Source organism: Empedobacter falsenii, from assembly GCF_013488205.1.
Taxonomy (GTDB): domain Bacteria; phylum Bacteroidota; class Bacteroidia; order Flavobacteriales; family Weeksellaceae; genus Empedobacter; species Empedobacter falsenii_C.
Window position 1 is genome coordinate 3,127,171 of record NZ_CP040908.1, and the last position, 17,682, is coordinate 3,144,852.

General features: G+C 31.7%; 20 protein-coding genes. 9 read left to right on the forward strand and 11 right to left on the reverse strand.

Translation table 11 applies throughout. The features are described from left to right. Positions 1-61: 61 nt before the first annotated feature. Positions 62-562, forward strand: a complete 501-nt coding sequence (gene tpx / locus FH779_RS14655) for a thiol peroxidase (RefSeq protein WP_180905225.1) — start codon at positions 62-64, stop codon at positions 560-562. A gap of 74 nt (positions 563-636) precedes the next feature. Here tpx and FH779_RS14660 read toward each other — a convergent pair whose 3' ends face one another. Then, complete coding sequence (locus tag FH779_RS14660; RefSeq protein ID WP_180905226.1) at positions 637-1,527, reverse strand: 3-hydroxybutyryl-CoA dehydrogenase; 891 nt, start codon at positions 1,525-1,527, stop codon at positions 637-639. A gap of 221 nt (positions 1,528-1,748) precedes the next feature. Then, entirely contained in the window at positions 1,749-2,753 is a 1,005-nt protein-coding gene (locus FH779_RS14665) for a Gfo/Idh/MocA family protein (RefSeq protein ID WP_038332582.1), read from the reverse strand. 71 nt (positions 2,754-2,824) lie between these two features. Here FH779_RS14665 and FH779_RS14670 point away from each other — a divergent pair, with 71 nt between their 5' ends. Beyond that, the gene (locus FH779_RS14670) at positions 2,825-3,472 is read left to right on the forward strand and encodes a protein-L-isoaspartate(D-aspartate) O-methyltransferase (protein WP_038332579.1); all 648 of its coding nucleotides are present in this window, start codon (positions 2,825-2,827) and stop codon (positions 3,470-3,472) included. Positions 3,473-3,527: 55 nt separating this feature from the next. On the opposite strand, the gene FH779_RS14675 is transcribed toward FH779_RS14670, so the two are convergent. The 3 genes from FH779_RS14675 to FH779_RS14685 all read right to left on the reverse strand — a co-directional run bounded on the left by FH779_RS14675 (position 3,528) and on the right by FH779_RS14685 (position 5,968). Then, a complete protein-coding gene (locus FH779_RS14675) occupies positions 3,528-3,956 on the reverse strand; it encodes a PepSY-like domain-containing protein (protein WP_180905227.1) in 429 nt (142 codons plus the stop codon). Between the two features lie 64 nt (positions 3,957-4,020). Then, the gene (locus FH779_RS14680; RefSeq protein WP_180905228.1) at positions 4,021-5,295 is read right to left on the reverse strand and encodes a sensor histidine kinase; all 1,275 of its coding nucleotides are present in this window, start codon (positions 5,293-5,295) and stop codon (positions 4,021-4,023) included. A 1-nt stretch (position 5,296) separates the two neighbouring features. Continuing rightward, complete coding sequence (locus FH779_RS14685) at positions 5,297-5,968, reverse strand: response regulator transcription factor (RefSeq protein ID WP_180905229.1); 672 nt, start codon at positions 5,966-5,968, stop codon at positions 5,297-5,299. A gap of 93 nt (positions 5,969-6,061) precedes the next feature. Between FH779_RS14685 and FH779_RS14690 the strand changes: the two genes are divergently transcribed. Beyond that, a complete protein-coding gene (locus tag FH779_RS14690; RefSeq protein ID WP_180905230.1) occupies positions 6,062-7,078 on the forward strand; it encodes a threonine aldolase family protein in 1,017 nt (338 codons plus the stop codon). Positions 7,079-7,115: 37 nt separating this feature from the next. Here FH779_RS14690 and FH779_RS14695 read toward each other — a convergent pair whose 3' ends face one another. From FH779_RS14695 to FH779_RS14710, 4 genes are all read right to left on the reverse strand, one after another. Then, positions 7,116-7,625 (reverse strand): hypothetical protein, encoded by a 510-nt coding sequence (locus FH779_RS14695; protein WP_180905231.1) that lies wholly within the window; start codon positions 7,623-7,625, stop codon positions 7,116-7,118. Between the two features lie 89 nt (positions 7,626-7,714). Continuing rightward, complete coding sequence (locus FH779_RS14700) at positions 7,715-8,890, reverse strand: trans-sulfuration enzyme family protein (protein ID WP_180905232.1); 1,176 nt, start codon at positions 8,888-8,890, stop codon at positions 7,715-7,717. 168 nt (positions 8,891-9,058) lie between these two features. After that, positions 9,059-9,817, reverse strand: a complete 759-nt coding sequence (locus FH779_RS14705; RefSeq protein WP_180905233.1) for a hypothetical protein — start codon at positions 9,815-9,817, stop codon at positions 9,059-9,061. Between the two features lie 140 nt (positions 9,818-9,957). Beyond that, positions 9,958-10,860 (reverse strand): hypothetical protein, encoded by a 903-nt coding sequence (locus FH779_RS14710; protein ID WP_180905234.1) that lies wholly within the window; start codon positions 10,858-10,860, stop codon positions 9,958-9,960. Positions 10,861-11,001: 141 nt separating this feature from the next. On the opposite strand from FH779_RS14710, the gene FH779_RS14715 reads away from it, so the two are divergent. Continuing rightward, on the forward strand, positions 11,002-12,144 hold the full coding sequence (locus FH779_RS14715) for a DEAD/DEAH box helicase (protein ID WP_180905235.1): 1,143 nt from the start codon (positions 11,002-11,004) through the stop codon (positions 12,142-12,144). Positions 12,145-12,215: 71 nt separating this feature from the next. Here the strand turns inward: FH779_RS14715 and aspA are convergent, their stop codons facing one another. Next, a complete protein-coding gene (gene aspA, locus FH779_RS14720; protein ID WP_180906870.1) occupies positions 12,216-13,613 on the reverse strand; it encodes an aspartate ammonia-lyase in 1,398 nt (465 codons plus the stop codon). A gap of 108 nt (positions 13,614-13,721) precedes the next feature. On the opposite strand from aspA, the gene FH779_RS14725 reads away from it, so the two are divergent. Both FH779_RS14725 and FH779_RS14730 read left to right on the forward strand, forming a co-directional pair. After that, positions 13,722-14,930 carry an acyltransferase family protein gene (locus FH779_RS14725; RefSeq protein ID WP_180905236.1) on the forward strand — a complete coding sequence of 403 codons (1,209 nt, stop codon included), beginning with the start codon at positions 13,722-13,724 and terminating at the stop codon, positions 14,928-14,930. Positions 14,931-14,940: 10 nt separating this feature from the next. Continuing rightward, positions 14,941-15,507, forward strand: a complete 567-nt coding sequence (locus FH779_RS14730) for a hypothetical protein (protein ID WP_038332561.1) — start codon at positions 14,941-14,943, stop codon at positions 15,505-15,507. 30 nt (positions 15,508-15,537) lie between these two features. On the opposite strand, the gene FH779_RS14735 is transcribed toward FH779_RS14730, so the two are convergent. Then, positions 15,538-16,197 carry a helix-turn-helix domain-containing protein gene (locus FH779_RS14735; protein WP_038332559.1) on the reverse strand — a complete coding sequence of 220 codons (660 nt, stop codon included), beginning with the start codon at positions 16,195-16,197 and terminating at the stop codon, positions 15,538-15,540. Between the two features lie 93 nt (positions 16,198-16,290). Here FH779_RS14735 and FH779_RS14740 point away from each other — a divergent pair, with 93 nt between their 5' ends. From FH779_RS14740 to FH779_RS14750, 3 genes are all read left to right on the forward strand, one after another. Beyond that, positions 16,291-16,683 carry a type III secretion system chaperone family protein gene (locus FH779_RS14740; protein WP_038332747.1) on the forward strand — a complete coding sequence of 131 codons (393 nt, stop codon included), beginning with the start codon at positions 16,291-16,293 and terminating at the stop codon, positions 16,681-16,683. Positions 16,684-16,695: 12 nt separating this feature from the next. After that, a complete protein-coding gene (locus FH779_RS14745; RefSeq protein ID WP_180905237.1) occupies positions 16,696-17,400 on the forward strand; it encodes a PspA/IM30 family protein in 705 nt (234 codons plus the stop codon). Between the two features lie 69 nt (positions 17,401-17,469). After that, on the forward strand, positions 17,470-17,664 hold the full coding sequence (locus FH779_RS14750) for a DUF4177 domain-containing protein (RefSeq protein ID WP_038332555.1): 195 nt from the start codon (positions 17,470-17,472) through the stop codon (positions 17,662-17,664). The last annotated feature ends 18 nt before the right edge of the window (positions 17,665-17,682 follow it).

Consider the following 17,682-nt stretch of genomic DNA (forward strand, 5'->3'; position numbering starts at 1 on the left):
TTTTCTCCGTAGAATTTTGTTACTTTTAATCATTAAAAATCTAAGAATAAAATAAAAAATTATGGCTGAAATTACATTCAAAGGAAATCCTATTCATACAGGCGGAAATTTACCAACAGTTGGTGAAAAAGCCCCAAGTTTTGCTTTAACAGCAGGCGATTTAAGCGACAAAACATTGGCTGATTATGCTGGAAAAAATGTTGTTTTAAATATTTTCCCAAGTGTTGACACTGGTGTTTGTGCGCAATCTGTACGAACTTTCAACAAAGAAGTTTCTTCTGCTGCAAATACAATTGTGTTATGTATTTCGAAAGATTTACCTTTCGCTTTATCTCGTTTTTGTGCTGCGGAAGGTTTGGATAATGTAGTCACTTTATCTGATTTCAAAAATGAAGAATTCACAAATGCTTATGGTGTGAAAATGGTTGATGGACCATTAAATGGTTTATTTTCTCGCGCAGTTGTGGTAATTAATCCAAATGGAGAAGTTGCTTACACAGAGCAAGTTCCTGAAATTGGACAAGAACCAGATTACACACATGCTTTAGCAGCAATTAAGTAATCAAAATAGTTTTCAAAATAAAAAGCGTTACCCGATAAGTAACGCTTTTTGTTTTGACTATTTTGTAAGATAAATTACTTCGCAAACTGAGCAGCTAATTTTTCTGCTTTCTTCGACTCAGAATAATCATAGAATCCTTCTCCAGACTTCACTCCTTTTTTACCTGCTGTTACCATGTTTACTAACAATGGACAAGGTGCATACTTTGGATTTTTGAATCCGTCGTACAATACTTCTAAGATTGATAAACAAACGTCCAAACCAATAAAATCAGCTAATTGTAATGGTCCCATAGGATGAGCCATTCCTAATTTCATTACTTCGTCGATTTCTTTTACGCCCGCAACACCTTCATATAAAGAATAAATTGCTTCGTTAATCATTGGCATTAAAATACGATTGGCGATAAAACCAGGATAATCGTTCACTTCAACTGGAACTTTCCCTAATTTTTCTGACATTTCCATAATCGCTTTCGTTACTTCATCTGTTGTATCGTAACCACGAATAATTTCGACCAATTTCATCATCGGAACTGGATTCATAAAGTGCATTCCAATCACTTGTTTTGGACGACTTGTAACAGACGCAATTTTTGTAATCGAAATAGAAGACGTATTTGACGCTAGAATTGCATTTACAGGCGCAGCTTCATCAATTTGTTTGAAGATTTTCAATTTCAAATCTAAATTTTCTGTTGCAGCTTCTACAACTAAATCCGCATTTTTCACCGCTTCCGCAGTATCCGTAAATGTTGTAATATTATTTAAAGTTGCTGTTTTATCAGCTTCTGTAATTTTTTCTTTGGCGATCATACGCTCCAAATTTCCAGCGATTGTTTTCAATCCACGCTCCAAACTATCTTGAGAAACGTCAACCAAATTCACTGCAAATCCTGATTGTGCGAAAACGTGAGCAATTCCGTTACCCATCGTTCCAGCTCCAATAACTGTAATGTTTTTCATCTTTTTGTATGTTTGTTTTTATTATTTATGTTTTTTTCGAGATTCGAAGCTCGTTTTGCGAAGTTCGACTTTTTAGGATGAGAAGCTGAAATAAATTCAGCTTGACAAACTTTCGTCATTCTGAACTTGTTTCAGAACCACATCATATTTTTTGCGAAGTTCGAGATTCGTTTTGCGTTTTGCGTTTTTCAAAATTCGTACTTCTAAAATCTAACTTCAATTTATTCTTTCTCGATTGTTTGATTTTTGATGACTTGCTGCTCTTTTTCAAAATAAGCAATAATCTCCAATGCAACTTTCAATGCATTTCGTCCATCTTGTAACGAAACTTTGATTGGCGAATTATTCACAATAGAATCTGCAAAACTTTCTAATTCATCCAAAATTGCATTATTTGGTAAAACTTCTGGATGTTCGAAACAAATTTCTCTACGATCTCCTTTATCATTTTCCAAAATCATTGCAAATTCGCTTGGATTTTCTGGCGCTTTGTGCATTTTAATAATTTCAGTCTTTTTCGTCAAGAAATCAATTGAAATATACGCATTTCGTTGAAAAACACGCATTTTTCGCATATTTTTCATTGACATTCTACTTGTCGAAACATTAACCACACAACCATTCTCAAACTCAATTCTAGCATTTGCAATATCAGGCGTATCACTAATCACCGATACTCCAGACGAATGAATTGATTTAATTTCTGATTTTACAATCGATAAAATCACATCTAAATCATGAATCATCAAATCCAACACAACAGGAACATCTGTTCCGCGCGGATTAAATTCTGCCAAACGGTGCGTTTCTATAAACAATGGTTCTTCGATAAAAGGTGCAGCCGCTGTAAATGCAGGATTGAAACGCTCTACGTGTCCAACTTGCGCTTTCAAACCTTTTTCATTTGTCAATTTCAACAAATGATCTGCCTCTTCTAAGGTATGCGTAACTGGTTTTTCGATGAAAAAATGTTTATTTTTTTCGATCACTTTCAATGCAACTTCATAATGTGATAACGTTGGTGTCACAATATCAACAACATCAACAGCATCAATTAATTCGTCCATCGAACTAAAATATTTATACCCAAATTCAGCTTCAACTTTCTTTCCATTTTCTTCAAAAGAATCAAAGAAGCCAATTAATTCGTATCTTTCCGATTGATTTAATAACTTTAAATGGATTTTTCCAAGGTGCCCAGCACCGATCACTCCTACTTTTAACATTTGGTAGATTTTGCCGTTAAAATTAATGAGAATAAGTTGTATTTAATGCATTTTTGTAAAAATTTTGGAATATGTCTGTAGACGATTTTAAACACAGAGGACGACGCAAAATGTTGGTTGATTTGTTGCGCTCGAAAGGAATTGAAGATGAAAACGTGCTGGAAGCTATTAATTTAGTACCACGACATTTGTTTTTGGATAGCGCTTTTACGGAATTCGCATATCGTGACGAAGCGTTTCCCATTGCTGCTGGACAAACAATTTCGCATCCGTTTACAGTTGCTTTTCAGACACAATTATTAGATATTCAGCCAAATGAAAAAGTCTTAGAAATCGGAACTGGTTCGGGTTATCAAACTGCTGTTTTGGTTGCTTTAGGTGTTGAAGTTTTTACGATTGAAAGACAAAAAGATTTGTTTGATTTCTCAAAAATCATGTTGAAAAAAATCAATTTCGAGCCACGTTATCAAACGTATGGAGATGGTTACAAAGGTTTACCTTCTTTTGCTCCTTTTGATAAAATTATTGTAACTGCAGGCGCACCAGAAATTCCGGAAGAATTAAAAAAACAATTGAATATTGGTGGAATAATGGTGATTCCTGTTGGTGAACAATCGCAACGAATGATTGTCATTATGAGATTATCAGAAGATCAATTTGAGCATTACGAATTTGGAGATTTCAAATTTGTGCCAATGTTAGAAAGTCGAGATAAATAGAATAAAAAACTCCAACTAATATTTAGTTGGAGTTTTTCTTTGAATATATTTTTTATTAATCATCAATTTTCTTAAAATTTCCGTTTTTATCAAATTTTAATTCAAGTCCATTGTTCAATTTCACTTCAATTTCTTTTCGGTCTCTTTCAATTTTTGTGATTGTAGTATTCGGAAAACTTCTTTTCACATAATTCGAAATTTTAGCTGGAATAAATCCTGTTGGAATAGCATTTCGTTTTCCATCAACTTCTTTCCAAGCTCCGTCTCCGTCAAATTCTACCTTTGTTCCATTTGCCAAATACACTTTATATTCTTTCGAAAAATAATCGTCGTCCAACATCACAGAACCAACTTGTTTTGCTCCAAAATACTTATTGATAAATTGCTGTCCTGTTTTTGGAACTTGGTTATATTTTATCGCTTTATCTTGAGCAAAAGAAATCAACGTTGCACTTAACATGATAACACTTAAAAACTTTTTCATTTTGTTTGATTTTATAATTATAAGACAAAGTTGCAAAGTGAATTAGGAAAGATTTGGGAATAATTTATTTTTTCAGAATAAATTGATGAAAAGGAAACTCATAATTGTAATCTAACTTTAGATTTTGTTGATTTCTGATAATCGTGTCCACAATTGAAAGCCCCAGTCCATTATTACCATCGCTTGTTCCTTGTTTATAAAAACGACTAAAAATAAGATTCGAATCCAACGTTGCGTTTTTTCCTGTATTCGAAATTATAAATTGATTTGAATCACTTTCTATCTTAATAATTTTCTCTTCACTATTATGTTTGATCGCATTTCTAATCAAATTTGAAATTAAAATTCGCGCCAAATCGATATTAAAATCAAGGATAAAATCTGCTTTAAAATTCGTTTCTAATTTAATTTCTTCTGCTTCTAAAATATCTTCATAATCTTCGATCAAATCTTTTGTCAAAGTTGTAAAATTAACTTCAACATTATTTTTGTATTGATTATTCTCGATTCGAGACAACATTAACAACGACTTATTAAGATTCACCATTCGCCAAAGAGTTTGTTTTGTTTCTACTAAACTCATCACTTCTTTTTCTTTTAAATCTGAATTTTCTATTAGCAAATCAAGCTTATTTAGTGCAATCGTCAAAGGCGTTTGCAATTCGTGCGAAGCATTTTCGATGAATAATTTTTGCGAGTTAAAAACCTCATCATTTCGATTAATCATTCGCTCAATTTCTTTTTGCAAATAAGAAAACTCTTTCACATTCGTTTCGACAAGTTTTGGTTTTTCGTTATTTCCCACTTCATATTTTCTTAATTGAGAAATAATTTGCCCAAAAGGTTTGAAGGCTTTTTTCAATCCAAAATGATTAATCAACAATATACTAATCAAGATAAAAAAATACAACGCAATCAAAGAAAGAGACAAATCATAAATCAATTCATCTTCTTCGACGGTTGAAGTTCTAATTTCTAATGAATACGGATGATTTTCTTTGTCATAAAAACCAGTTCTCAATACACGATAAGGCTCCATATCATCATCGTATCCCATGTAAACTAACTCATTTGAAAAATGATTTCTTTCATCATATTTACTTGGATCAACTTTGGTAATTTTGAATTGACTTAATCCAAATTCAGTTGTATTTAATAAATTCGGATCGCGATAAGCTTCTCGAATAATTTCAATTTTTTGATTCTTCAACCCGTCATCTACATTGTCATAAACTTCATCCAAAATCAAGGAATGAAAAAGAAATGCCCAAATCGCAATAATGATAAGCAGCCAAAATGTAAGGTAACGAAATGTATAATTTTTTAGTGATATTTTCATGTTAAATCAACTTATAACCAATCCCATAAACCGCCTGTAAATCGGCTTCAGAATTCGCTTCTTTCATTTTTTTTCTTAGATTCTTTATTTGCGAATAAATAAAATCTAAATTATCTGACAGCTCAATATGATCTCCCCAAACACTTTCTGCTAAAGTCGTTTTCTGAAAAACACGTTCGGGTCTCAACATAAAATAATACAGCAAATCATATTCCTTTCTATTCAATTTCAGTTCGATATTATTTACTTTAACCAAACGATCTTCGGGAAAAATTTGAATATTTTTATAACTCAAAATATCTTCTCCTTTTTGTAGATTTTTGCGCAAAGCAACTTTAATTCGAGCCAATAATTCAGCAAAATGAAATGGTTTCGCCAAATAATCATCCGCGCCAACCAATAATCCTTCTACTTTATCATCAACCGAATCTTTTGCCGACAAAATAATCACCGAAGTTTCTTTATGAAGATTCTTCAATTCCTTCAACAAAGGCATCCCATCACCATCTGGCAACATCATATCCAATAAAATGCAATCATAATCGAACGAAATTATTTTATCCAAAGCTTGCTGATAATTATCCGCAGTTTCGACAATCATCTTTTCCTTTTCTAAAAACTCAACAATCGTTTCTTGCAATTTTATTTCATCTTCTACGACTAAAATCTTCATAATTCAGTTTAAATAATTGGTAAAAATAGATAGTAAAATAGGAAAGAATTAGGAAAACTCCTACTTTTATTCTCAAAATTTAAGATTTCAATTTTGAAAAAATATAGCTTTAAAAATGATTATAGCGAAGGCGCTCACCCAGCAATTTTGCAACGATTAATCGATACAAATTTAGAACAAACAATTGGTTATGGCGAAGATGAATTTTGCAATGAAGCAAGAGAATTGATCAAAAAATATCTGAAAAAAGATGCTGCAATTCATTTTGTTTCTGGTGGAACACAAGCCAATTTAATTGTAATTTCTTCTATTCTAAAACCACACGAATCTGTAATTGCAGCCGAAAGCGGGCATATTGCTGTTCACGAAACGGGCGCGATAGAAGCAACAGGTCATAAAGTAAATACCATTGCGACGGATAATGGAAAAATAACTCCTGAGCAAATTTCGGTTGTTCTTGCCACGCACACGGACGAGCACATGGTAAAGCCAAAATTGGTTTATATTTCTAATTCTACGGAAGTTGGAAGTGTTTATTCGAAAAAGGAATTGCAAGAACTTTATCATTTTTGCCAAGAGAATAATTTATATCTTTTCGTCGATGGCGCGCGTTTAGCTTCTGCTTTAACTTCTTCTAAATGTGATTTAAGCTTAGAAGATATGGCGAATTTTACAGATGTTTTTTACATTGGGGGGACTAAAAATGGTGCACTTTTAGGTGAAGCAATTGTGATAAATAACTTGAAATTGGATGAAGATTTTCGTTATCATATCAAGCAAAAAGGCGGAATGTTAGCGAAAGGACGTTTAATTGGAATACAGTTTTCGGAAATGTTTCGAGATGATTTATTTTTCGAGATGGGAAAACACGCTAATCAAATGGCAGAAAAATTAGCAAATGCTATTTCAGCAAAAGGTCACTACTTTTTGACAGAACCATCTTCCAATCAAATTTTCCCTATTTTACCAAATTCAATTATCGAAAAACTACAACAAGATTTTGAGTTTTATATTTGGCAAAAAATTGATGATCAAAATTCTGCAATTAGATTGGTTACTTCTTGGATAACGCCAGAGGAACAGGTAGAAAATTTTATCAAATCAATATAAAAAATAAAGGATCCATAAATTATTGGATCCTTTTATTTTAATAATAATCTTTCACATTTTTCAAACGCTCTTTATCTCGTTTATATTGAGACTTTCTGATTTCTTTTTTACGTTTCATCAAATTTTTATCGTAAGAATAATTACGTTCTATTCGCTTGATATCTCTTTCATATTCGTCTTCTAAACGCTCTAATCGATTATCAATTCTATCTTTGTAATAATCGTCACGATGAGAATTTGACCATTTGTAACGTTGATTATCATTTAAGATTTTATCAATATCACGTTGTAAATTGTAAGAAATCTCTCTGTTTCTTCTACCTTTTTCGTAACCAGATAAATTGCGATCTCTTCCAACTCTTTCGAAATCTTTACTTGCTTGTTTTTTTAAGGCTATTATTTTATTTTTTTGACTTGATGATATCTCATAATAGTCTGATCGTTCAATTAAAACATCGACATTTCTATTATTCCCATCATTTGGTCTGTTTTGCGCGTAACTTGACATTGTAAACAACGCAAAACCAAAAATTAAAAACTTCTTCATATTCTAAACTTTCATTTAAACAATGCAAAGCCCGTGCTGAAATGAATAAATTTTTAATAATTATACATAATCAACAAGTAATCAGCTTATTAAATTTTAGTTTTTTCTAATGCTTGCAAAATATCTTCGATAATATCTGCTTTATCTTCCAAGCCTACTGATAAACGGATAGAACCTGGCATAATTCCTAAATCTGCACGTTCTGCATCTGATAATTTTGCGTGAGTTGTAGTCGCTGGATGCGTTGCAATCGATCTTGAATCTCCTAAATTTGACGTATATAAAATCATTTCTAATGCATCAATAAATTTGAAAGCACGCTCTTTTCCTCCTTTCACTTCAAATGTTACGATTCCACCACCGCCTTTCATTTGCTTTTTCGCCAACTCATATTGAGGATGCGATGGTAAAAATGGATATTTTACATCTGCAATTTCAGGATGATTTTCCAAAGCTTCTGCCAACGCCAACGCATTTTCGCAATGACGATCCATACGAAGTGGCAACGTTTCTAAACTTTTAGAAATTGTCCACGCATTAAAAGCAGACATCGCTGGACCTGTATGACGAATAAAAAACATCATTTCGTTGATTAATTCTTCATTCCCTACAACTACTCCACCCAAAACGCGACCTTGTCCGTCCATATATTTTGTTGCAGAATGAATAGATAAATCAAATCCAAATTGCAAAGGTTGTTGTAAATATGGTGTTGCGAAACAATTGTCTATTGCAAAAATAACATGAGGATGTTTTTCTTTCAATTTTGCCAAAGCTTCTAAATCAAATAATTCTAATCCCGGATTTGAAGGAGATTCTAAGAAAACAATTTTCGTATTTGGTTGAATTGCTTTTTCCCAATCTTCGATATTTGGCGTTTCTACATATGTATAGGTTACACCCCAACGCGGAAACAATTGCGTAATTAATTGATGCGTAGAACCAAAAATTGCACGACTTGACACAATATGATCTCCACTTTTGATATACGATGCAAATGACGCAAAAACAGCCGCCATTCCCGATGCAAAAGCCAAACCAGCATCAGCTTTTTCTAACGCACAAACGCGATTAATAAACTCTGTTGTATTTGGATTTGCATAACGCGAATAAACCATTCCTTGCTCTTCTTCCGCAAAAATTGCACGACCTTGTTCTGCACTATCAAAAATAAAACTTGATGTTAAATATAATGGAACCGAATGCTCGCGAGTAGCTGATCTTGGCGCTTGCTCACGAATTATCTTAGACTGATCTTTTTTCATAAGAATCAAAGTTAACGATAGTTTTATTAAGCTAAAAGAGAATATTAAAGTTTTATTCCGAAAGTTTTTCTAATTTAACAGAACATCATACTTATCTAAATGATAAAATCCACTTAAAACAGAAAGAATTTATTTCAGCTAGATTTTATCAAAAATAGTATATAGAAATTAATCCGTTCCTAAGAAAATAATAGACATTGAATTTGCTAAAACTCTATTATATGAGTTTATTTCCACATTTAAATTATATTGATACGTATCAACAGTAGAACCCGGAGTAACATTCTTAACTAAAGCAACAGTTTTAGAACCAGCCGTCATATATATAATATTCTTCATACTCATATAAGTAATAAAATTAGGACCTGTAGCAGGATCTATAAATTCTTTCTGCGTATAAAAATTGGCATTTGTTAAGCCTGAAGTAGGAAACGTACTCGTATATGATTTTGCTAAACCAATAGCTAGCACTCTTACTGTGGTATCGCCACTTTTACGCCAAGGTTTTAAAATTGTATTAATATTAAACATATAGAAACCTGTATAAGGCGCTGTAAACTCTCCAGTTGTTGAATTGTAAGCATTTAAATTATCTGATACTTTGTTATCAAAAATAAATCTCCTTATGTTATTTCCTAAATCTGAACTTACAAAAGAATTATCATTACCACTCGATTTCATGTTTGCTAAAGTTATTAACTTGTTTAGACTAACCTTAGTTATACTATTATCTAAATCAGATTGATTTACAATCTGATTCCATTTTCCGTCATAAAAATAATACAACTCATTTGCTCTTACATCATCAGATGTATCATTTGTTGTTCCATTATTTCCATTAGATAAATTATACACTAATAAAGATTGCGCAGGATTTTTTACAGTTGTAGTATCGTTAATACCTGTTAATGATACTCTGGGAATCAATACACCTTTATTTGAACTATAAATATCAAGTACAGAACTTTTGTCAGGGTCTAGCGTATTAATACCAATTTGAGCACTTAATACATTACTAAGAACTATTATTCCTAAAAAGGATAATACAAATTTCATTTTACAAATAATTATAGTGTTGGAAAATAAGTAATTGTCAAAGTGTTAGAATCATTTCTATTAATTCCATAAGGGGTTTCAATATCAGCTGAATAACTGTTTCCACTTGTACCAGGAGTTATATAACGTGATAATACCATTATTTTCTCATTCTTATTCATGTAAATAACTCCAGTTACATGAACACTCAATGGATCATCAACTGTAACAACTGGATTAAGAGGCTGATTCAAAAAAGCAAAAGTATTATTAAGATAAGTTGATGGTTCAACACCTGTAAATGGTTTACTAATTCCTAACCTTACAAAATTACTTGTCGGTTGCGCTTGATTACTTTTTAATAATGTATTTGCTTCTATTTGATAATAACCATTATAAGGCGCTGTGAAAGTAGAATTAGAAACATCATATGAATTTACTACTTTTTCGTAAACCTTATTTTTAAAATACATTTGACGAATATTATTAGTAGTAGTACCCAGAGCTGCACTTAAATAATCTGTATTATTATTAGATACTGATTTACTTATAAAACTTGCTATTAACAACAATTTAGGAACCCCTAATTTATCTACAGACTCTTCTAATTTGGATTGATTAATCAATAAATTCCAACTAGTTGTAGAGGCAGAATAATAATAAAAGTTGTTTGCATATACATCATCAGATGTTGTAGTTGTAGTATTGTTATTACCATCCGTAAGATTGTAAACTAATAATCCATTTGCAGGATTAGAAATAGTAGTAAGATCTGACTTTCCTGTTAATTTTACTCGAGGTATAAGAAGTCCTTTATTCGAATCTTTCATTTCGAGAATTGCACTAGGATCAGGAGTAGAGGTATTTATACCAACTTGCGCGTAGCCAAAAGCATTAGCTACAATTAACCCTAAGGTTAATGATATCTTTTTCATTTGTTGATTAATTGGTTTGGTATCATTTAATTATCAACATTCAAACCAAAATCTTGAAATCTATCATGAATAAAATCATATTAAAATTCTAACATTATGTATTGATATTTAATCTCTACCTTTGCAATCTTATATCAATTTATGTCATTCGAAAATTTAGGATTATCACCATATTTATCAAAAGCAATTACAAAACTTGGATTTTTAAAACCTTTTGAAATTCAGACCGAAACAATTCCATCTATTTTAAAAGGAAAAGATGTGATGGGAATTGCGAAAACTGGTTCTGGAAAAACCTTGTGTTTTGTTGCGCCTTTGCTACAAAAAATTCAGCATCAATCGTACGAAAAATCTCGTAACATAAAAGCGTTAATTTTAGTTCCGACGCGTGAATTAGCAGTTCAAATTGAACAAACTTTTGAAGGATTACAAACTGCTTTACGTCGTGAAGTACAAACACAAGCGGTGTATGGAGGAACTTCGATTAATCCGCAGATGAAAAATTTGTATGGTACAGAAATTTTGATTGCAACACCTGGTCGTTTATTGGATTTGATGGATCATAATGCTTTATCATTAGATCAATTGCAATATTTGGTGATTGACGAAGCAGACAAAATGTTTCAATTAGGATTTGGTGATGAAATGAACCGAATTTTGAAAAGTGTTCCGAAAAAGAAACAATCGATTCTTTTTTCTGCAACTTTGAATGATAAAATTGATGAAATAAAATCTACATTAAACATTGATCCAATTGTTGTTGAAATCAAAAAGCAAGAAATTGATTTGGAGCAAATCGAGCAAGTTGCTTACAAAGTTGATGCAGAAACAAAAGGTCCTTTTTTACGTTATTTAATCAAATCTGAAAACTTAGAGCAAGTGTTGGTTTTTGTTTCTTCGACACGAACTGCTGATAATTTGGTTGAAAAATTAAAAAAGAATAAAATCTCTGCAATGGCGATTCATAGTAAGAAATCCCAAGGCGCGAGAATGGATAATTTGGAAGATTTTAAACTAGGTGATGTTAACGTTTTGGTTGCAACAGATTTGATTGGACGCGGTATTCATATCGAAGGTTTACCAACTGTTATTAATTACGAATTACCTCGTTCGCCTTTAGATTATGTGCACAGAATTGGACGTACAGGTCGTGCAAATGCAAACGGAAAAGCAATTAGCTTGATTACAGAAGAAGATTTGCATCATTTCAAAATCATTCAGAAAAAAATGGGTAAAAAAGTTGATTTACTTCCAACTGATGAGGTGAATTTACACGGATACTAAAAAAATACGAAACTCGAATTACGAAGTTAGAAACTCAACAACTCTAACTTCGTATTTCTAATTTCTAACTTCTATATATGCGGTCCAAGCATATTTTTAGGATCAAGGATTTCGTCCAAACGTTCTTTCGACAACAAACCATGATCTAAAACCAATTGATAAACACTTCCACCAGTCTCTAAAGCTTCTTTCGCTATTTTTGTACTTGCTTTATAACCAATATAAGGATTTAGCGCAGTCACAATTCCAATACTATTTTGAACTTCATTTTTCAAATGTTCAACATTCGCTGTAATTCCATCTATACATTCAACACGTAGCGTATTCATCGCATTTGTTAAATATTGAATCGATTCCATAATCGAAAAACCAATAATCGGCTCCATCACATTCAACTGTAATTGTCCAGCTTCTGCAGCCATTGTTATTGATAAATCATTTCCAATTACTTTAAAACAAACTTGATTGACAACTTCTGGAATTACCGGATTTACTTTCCCTGGCATAATCGAAGATCCCGGTTGTTTTGGAGGTAAATTAATCTCAAACAAACCTGTTCTCGGACCTGAAGTCAACAGACGTAAATCATTACAAATTTTAGACAACTTCACACAAAGACGTTTCAGAGCTGAAGAATAATCCACAAACGAACTTGTATCCGAAGTTGCTTCCACTAAATTATCAGCCAACGAAACATCTTCATTCATAATTTCAGCAATTTTAGTTGTACACAATTGCGCATAACCCGGAACAGCGTTCAATCCAGTTCCAATTGCAGTTGCCCCCATATTAATTACTAATAATTCAGCAGCAATTCGATTCAAATTATCAACTTCTTTATGCAACGTATTCGAAAATCCTTCAAACTCTTGACCAAGCGTCATTGGAACCGCATCTTGCAATTGCGTACGTCCCATTTTTATAACATTACCAAATTGTTTTCCTTTTTTATCAAACGCTTCATACAACGAAGTTAATGCATCAATCAAAGGCTTATTCATATTAAATAATGCTAATTTCAAGGCAGATGGATACGCATCATTCGTAGATTGCGAAAGGTTGACATGATCATTTGGCGAACAAAATTGATACTCACCTTTTTGTTTTCCTAAATGCTCCAAAGCAATATTTGCAATCACTTCATTGGCGTTCATATTTGTAGAAGTTCCTGCACCACCTTGTATCATATCGATCGGAAATTGCTCTGTATATTTACCAGCAATTAATTCATTTGAAGCAAAAGAAATCGCATCAAATAATTCTTTCGATAAAATTCCTAATTCATGATTAGCTTGTGCAGCCCCTAATTTCACAACACCAAGCGCCTTTACAAATTCGGGATAATGCGACAAATAATTATTGGAAATTTTGAAATTATTAATGGCGCGTTGCGTTTGCACACCATAATAAGCCGTTTCAGGAATTTGTAATTCTCCTAATAAATCAGACTCCGTTCTCATTTTATTTATTGTTTGTTATTGACAATTAAAGGTAAGGAATAATCTAGTATCTTTTTGAAAAGCATTTTGTCAAAAAATTCAAAAAATCTATATCTTTAAAACATTAACACAAAAGAGATGAAAGCAGCTCGTTATTATTCATTAGACGTTTTTCGTGGCGCAACTGTTGCGTTGATGATTTTGGTAAATAATCCAGGAAACTGGTCAGCTATGTTTGATCCTTTGGAACATGCAGATTGGCACGGATGCACACCAACAGATTTGGTTTTTCCATTCTTTTTGTTTGCTGTAGGAAATGCGATGGCTTTTGTGATTCCGAAATTGCAACAACAGCCTCAACAGATTTTTTGGCAAAAAGTAATAAAACGAACAATTTTAATTTTCGGAATTGGATTATTCATCAATTGGTGGCCATTTTTCAAGTGGGATAATAATGAACTAATTTTCAAAGCATGGAAAGATTCAGAAGAAAGCGGAATCCGAATTATGGGCGTTTTACAACGAATTGCAATTGCTTATTTTTTCGCTTCGGTTATTGCTTTTTATTTTAAACAAAAACAAGTTTTATTGATAAGTTGTGCGATTCTTCTACTTTATTGGGTTTTAACTTTCGGACTTGGAACTTCTGATCCTTATTCGTTAGAAGGTTTTATCGGAACTAAAATCGATAATCAATTGCTTGGTTTAGCGCATATTTACAAAGGAGAAGGTGTTCCGTTTGATCCAGAAGGAATTTTCAGTACAATTTCTACCATTCCACAAGTTTTATTTGGGTATTTGGTTGGTGACTATATTCAGAAACAAGGAAATATCAATTGGTTGAATCGTCCGTTACCAAAAACAGACAATCCGCAATATAAAATGTTAGCTGGTTTATTTGTTTTAGGAACAATTGCGTTGACAATTGGTTACATTTGGCAATGGGACTTTCCGTACAATAAAAAGATTTGGAGCAGCTCTTATGTTTTCAACACAACTGGTTTAGCAATTTTGACAATTGGCGCAATGATTTGGTTCATCGAAATTTTAGGAATCAAAAATGGTTTCATGAAATTCTTTGATGTTTTCGGAAAAAATCCTTTATTTATCTTTGTTTTGAGTGGATTATTACCTCGATTATTAGGTTTAATCAGAATTGAAGCTGGTTTAAACGACAAAGGAGAAGTCAAATTCATTTCACCATTGGGTTGGTTTTACGAAAACATTTGCGCAAAGATTCCTGGAATTCCAGAAATTGGTTCATTTGTTTATTCGCTAATTTTCTTAGCCTTCTTTTGGTGGTTAGCTTATTTATTAGATAAAAAGAAGATTTATATTAAAGTTTAAAATCTTAATTATGAAGTATTTTATTATTGGATTATTAAGTCTTTTCTATTTTTTCTCTTGCAATGAACAAAAAGAAATCAATGATATTATTGCGTCTTTTCCTCCTAATTACGTAGATTATAATATTCCTCCTGAATGTCAAGAAAACAATGGGTATTATAATAAAGATTCTGAAATTGTTTTAATTAATGAGAACGAATTTAATTCAATTATTAATCGTTTGAAAAAATTAAAATCTTCTAAAGAAATCAATGATTGTCCAAGTGATTTTAGCTTTTCCGTTGGAAAGGACAAATACTGTTCGTGCCTCTATGAAGAACGATTAATTTTTAAAAATGGACAATTACACGAAATTTCAGATACCTTATTATATGACATTAAATCTGCATTGACTTTTTATAATTCCAGACCGAAAGAATATTTAAAATACGATAATTTAATTCAAAAGTTCGGATTGCCTAAAAATTATAAGTATCAACAAGCTGGTGAGACTCTTATATCTTATGACCAAGATGGAAATAAAACAGTAGATTTTATTGATTTTAAAATGCGATTAGTTACTTTAAAAACAAAATAAAAACAAACCACAATCAATCGTATATTCTAGCTAAACTTTCTTATAAACCGCATAAAACTGATAAAAATGTTGAATATTCTCAACATCAAAAATGATTTGTTTCCATTGGTTTAATTCCAAAATCAATTGATTTTCGTGTTGAATAAACTTTCCAACAAAAATTTCATCATCATTCAAATACAAACCAAATTTATCATTGACCAAATGTAAATTTTCCACTTCCAAATGCTCAAAAAATAAAATAGACGATTCTTCTTCTGTAAAATCAATAGGAGAAGCGATACTCGAAGAATATTCTAACGCAATAAATTGATGTGAATTATAAATTGGAAAATAGATTGAAGGATAATTTTCTAAGTTCGAAAACAACTCTTTTTTTGCTTGGATAACTTCTCGAGATAAAAAAGGAATCGCGCTCAAATTTTTAACATTTCGCAACATATCAGCTTCCTCGAAATAGTTATCAAAGTGTAATATTTCGTTAACTGTTAAGTTTTTTTCGATTAAATGACTTATCGGAATGCTAAAATATTTAGCAATTTGAGAAATTGTTTCAATTTTTGGTTCTGCACGTTTTTCTTCATAAGATGAAATATTTCCTCTACTAACTTCAAATAAGTCAGCAAAAGCCTGTTGAGTTAAGTTCTTAACCTGTCTTAATTTTTTTATATTTTCACCTATTTTTGTCATTATTTAAAATTTTAACATTTTTAATTGCTAATTATTTTAGCAAGTTGTTTAATTTTATGGAAACAAATTACAAAAAACACGAATAACAACAAAATGAATTATTTTTCGAAGATTGAAAATTTTATTCAAAACATCAATTACACCATCAGTTACAAAGACGAAAAAGAAGGTGTTTTTATGATTGAAAATTTATTGGATGGTGTTCAAAATCTGATTGTAGGAATTGCACCACCTGTCATCATTTTCGAGTTGTATTTATTTACAATTACAAATGATAATCTGGAAATGCTAAAAGCGTTGTTGATGAAAAATCGCGATATCATTCATGGTGCTTTTGCAATAACAGAAGACGGAAACAAAGTTATTTATCGTTACACACTTCAAATTGCGAATCTTGATCAAAACGAATTTGAAGCAACGTTAAACTCTTTGAGTTTATTGATGAGCGAATATTCTGCTCAATTAATCGAATTTTCTAAACAATAAAACAATATCACTATGAATATTTTCAAACGTATTTTTAGAATTGGACAAGCAGAAATACATTCGGTTGTCGAAAAAATGGAAGACCCAATTAAAATGACTGAACAAGGAATTCGCGAAATGCGCGACGATCTTAATCAATCATTAGAAGCTTATGCAAAAGTAAAAGCGATGGCAATTCGTTCGCAAAATAGCGTAGACAAAAAGAAAGAAGAAGCGGCAGATTACGAACGAAAAGCAATTCTTTTGTTAGAAAAAGCTGGGCGAAGTGAAATTACAGTTGAACAAGCCGAAAGTTTAGCGAAAGAAGCTTTGGGCTTAAAGAAGCAATTGTTAGAAGAAATTACTGAATTAGAAAATCAAGTAATTATTCATGAAAAATCTGCAAATGAAGTCCATAAAAATGTCGAAGTTCTAAAATTCAACATTAATAAATGGGAAAATGAATTGACAACGTTAAAAGCGCGTGTAAAAGTTGCTGATGCGACAAAACAGGTAAACAAACAAATGGCAAAAATTGATGCAAATAGCACAATTAGCATGTTAGAACGCATGAAAGCCAAAGTAGAAGAAGACGAAGCGCTTGCGCAAGCTTACGGAAGTTTGGCGGATAATTCGAAAACAGCTGATGATGAAATTAATGAAACCTTGAAAGGAGATTTGATTCAAAATGAATTAGAAGCTTTGAAGCTAAAAATTCTATCGAAAAATCAAGAATAAATCACTTTTTATAGTGAGTTTTATTTCTTTAAAATAATAGAACTTAATCATTTTTAATTTTGAAACTATATGCCAAAATTTGAATACAAAACAATCGAAATAAAAGCTGAACAAGGAATTTTCAAAGTCTCTATCGACCAAGAATATTTAGATAAATTATTGAATCAATACGGAGCAGAAGGCTGGGAATTAACCTCCTCTACTCCATTGTCAAATAATGGAATAACTTACAGAATTTATTTTACCTTTAAAAGACAACTTTAACACTAAAAATCAACGCTA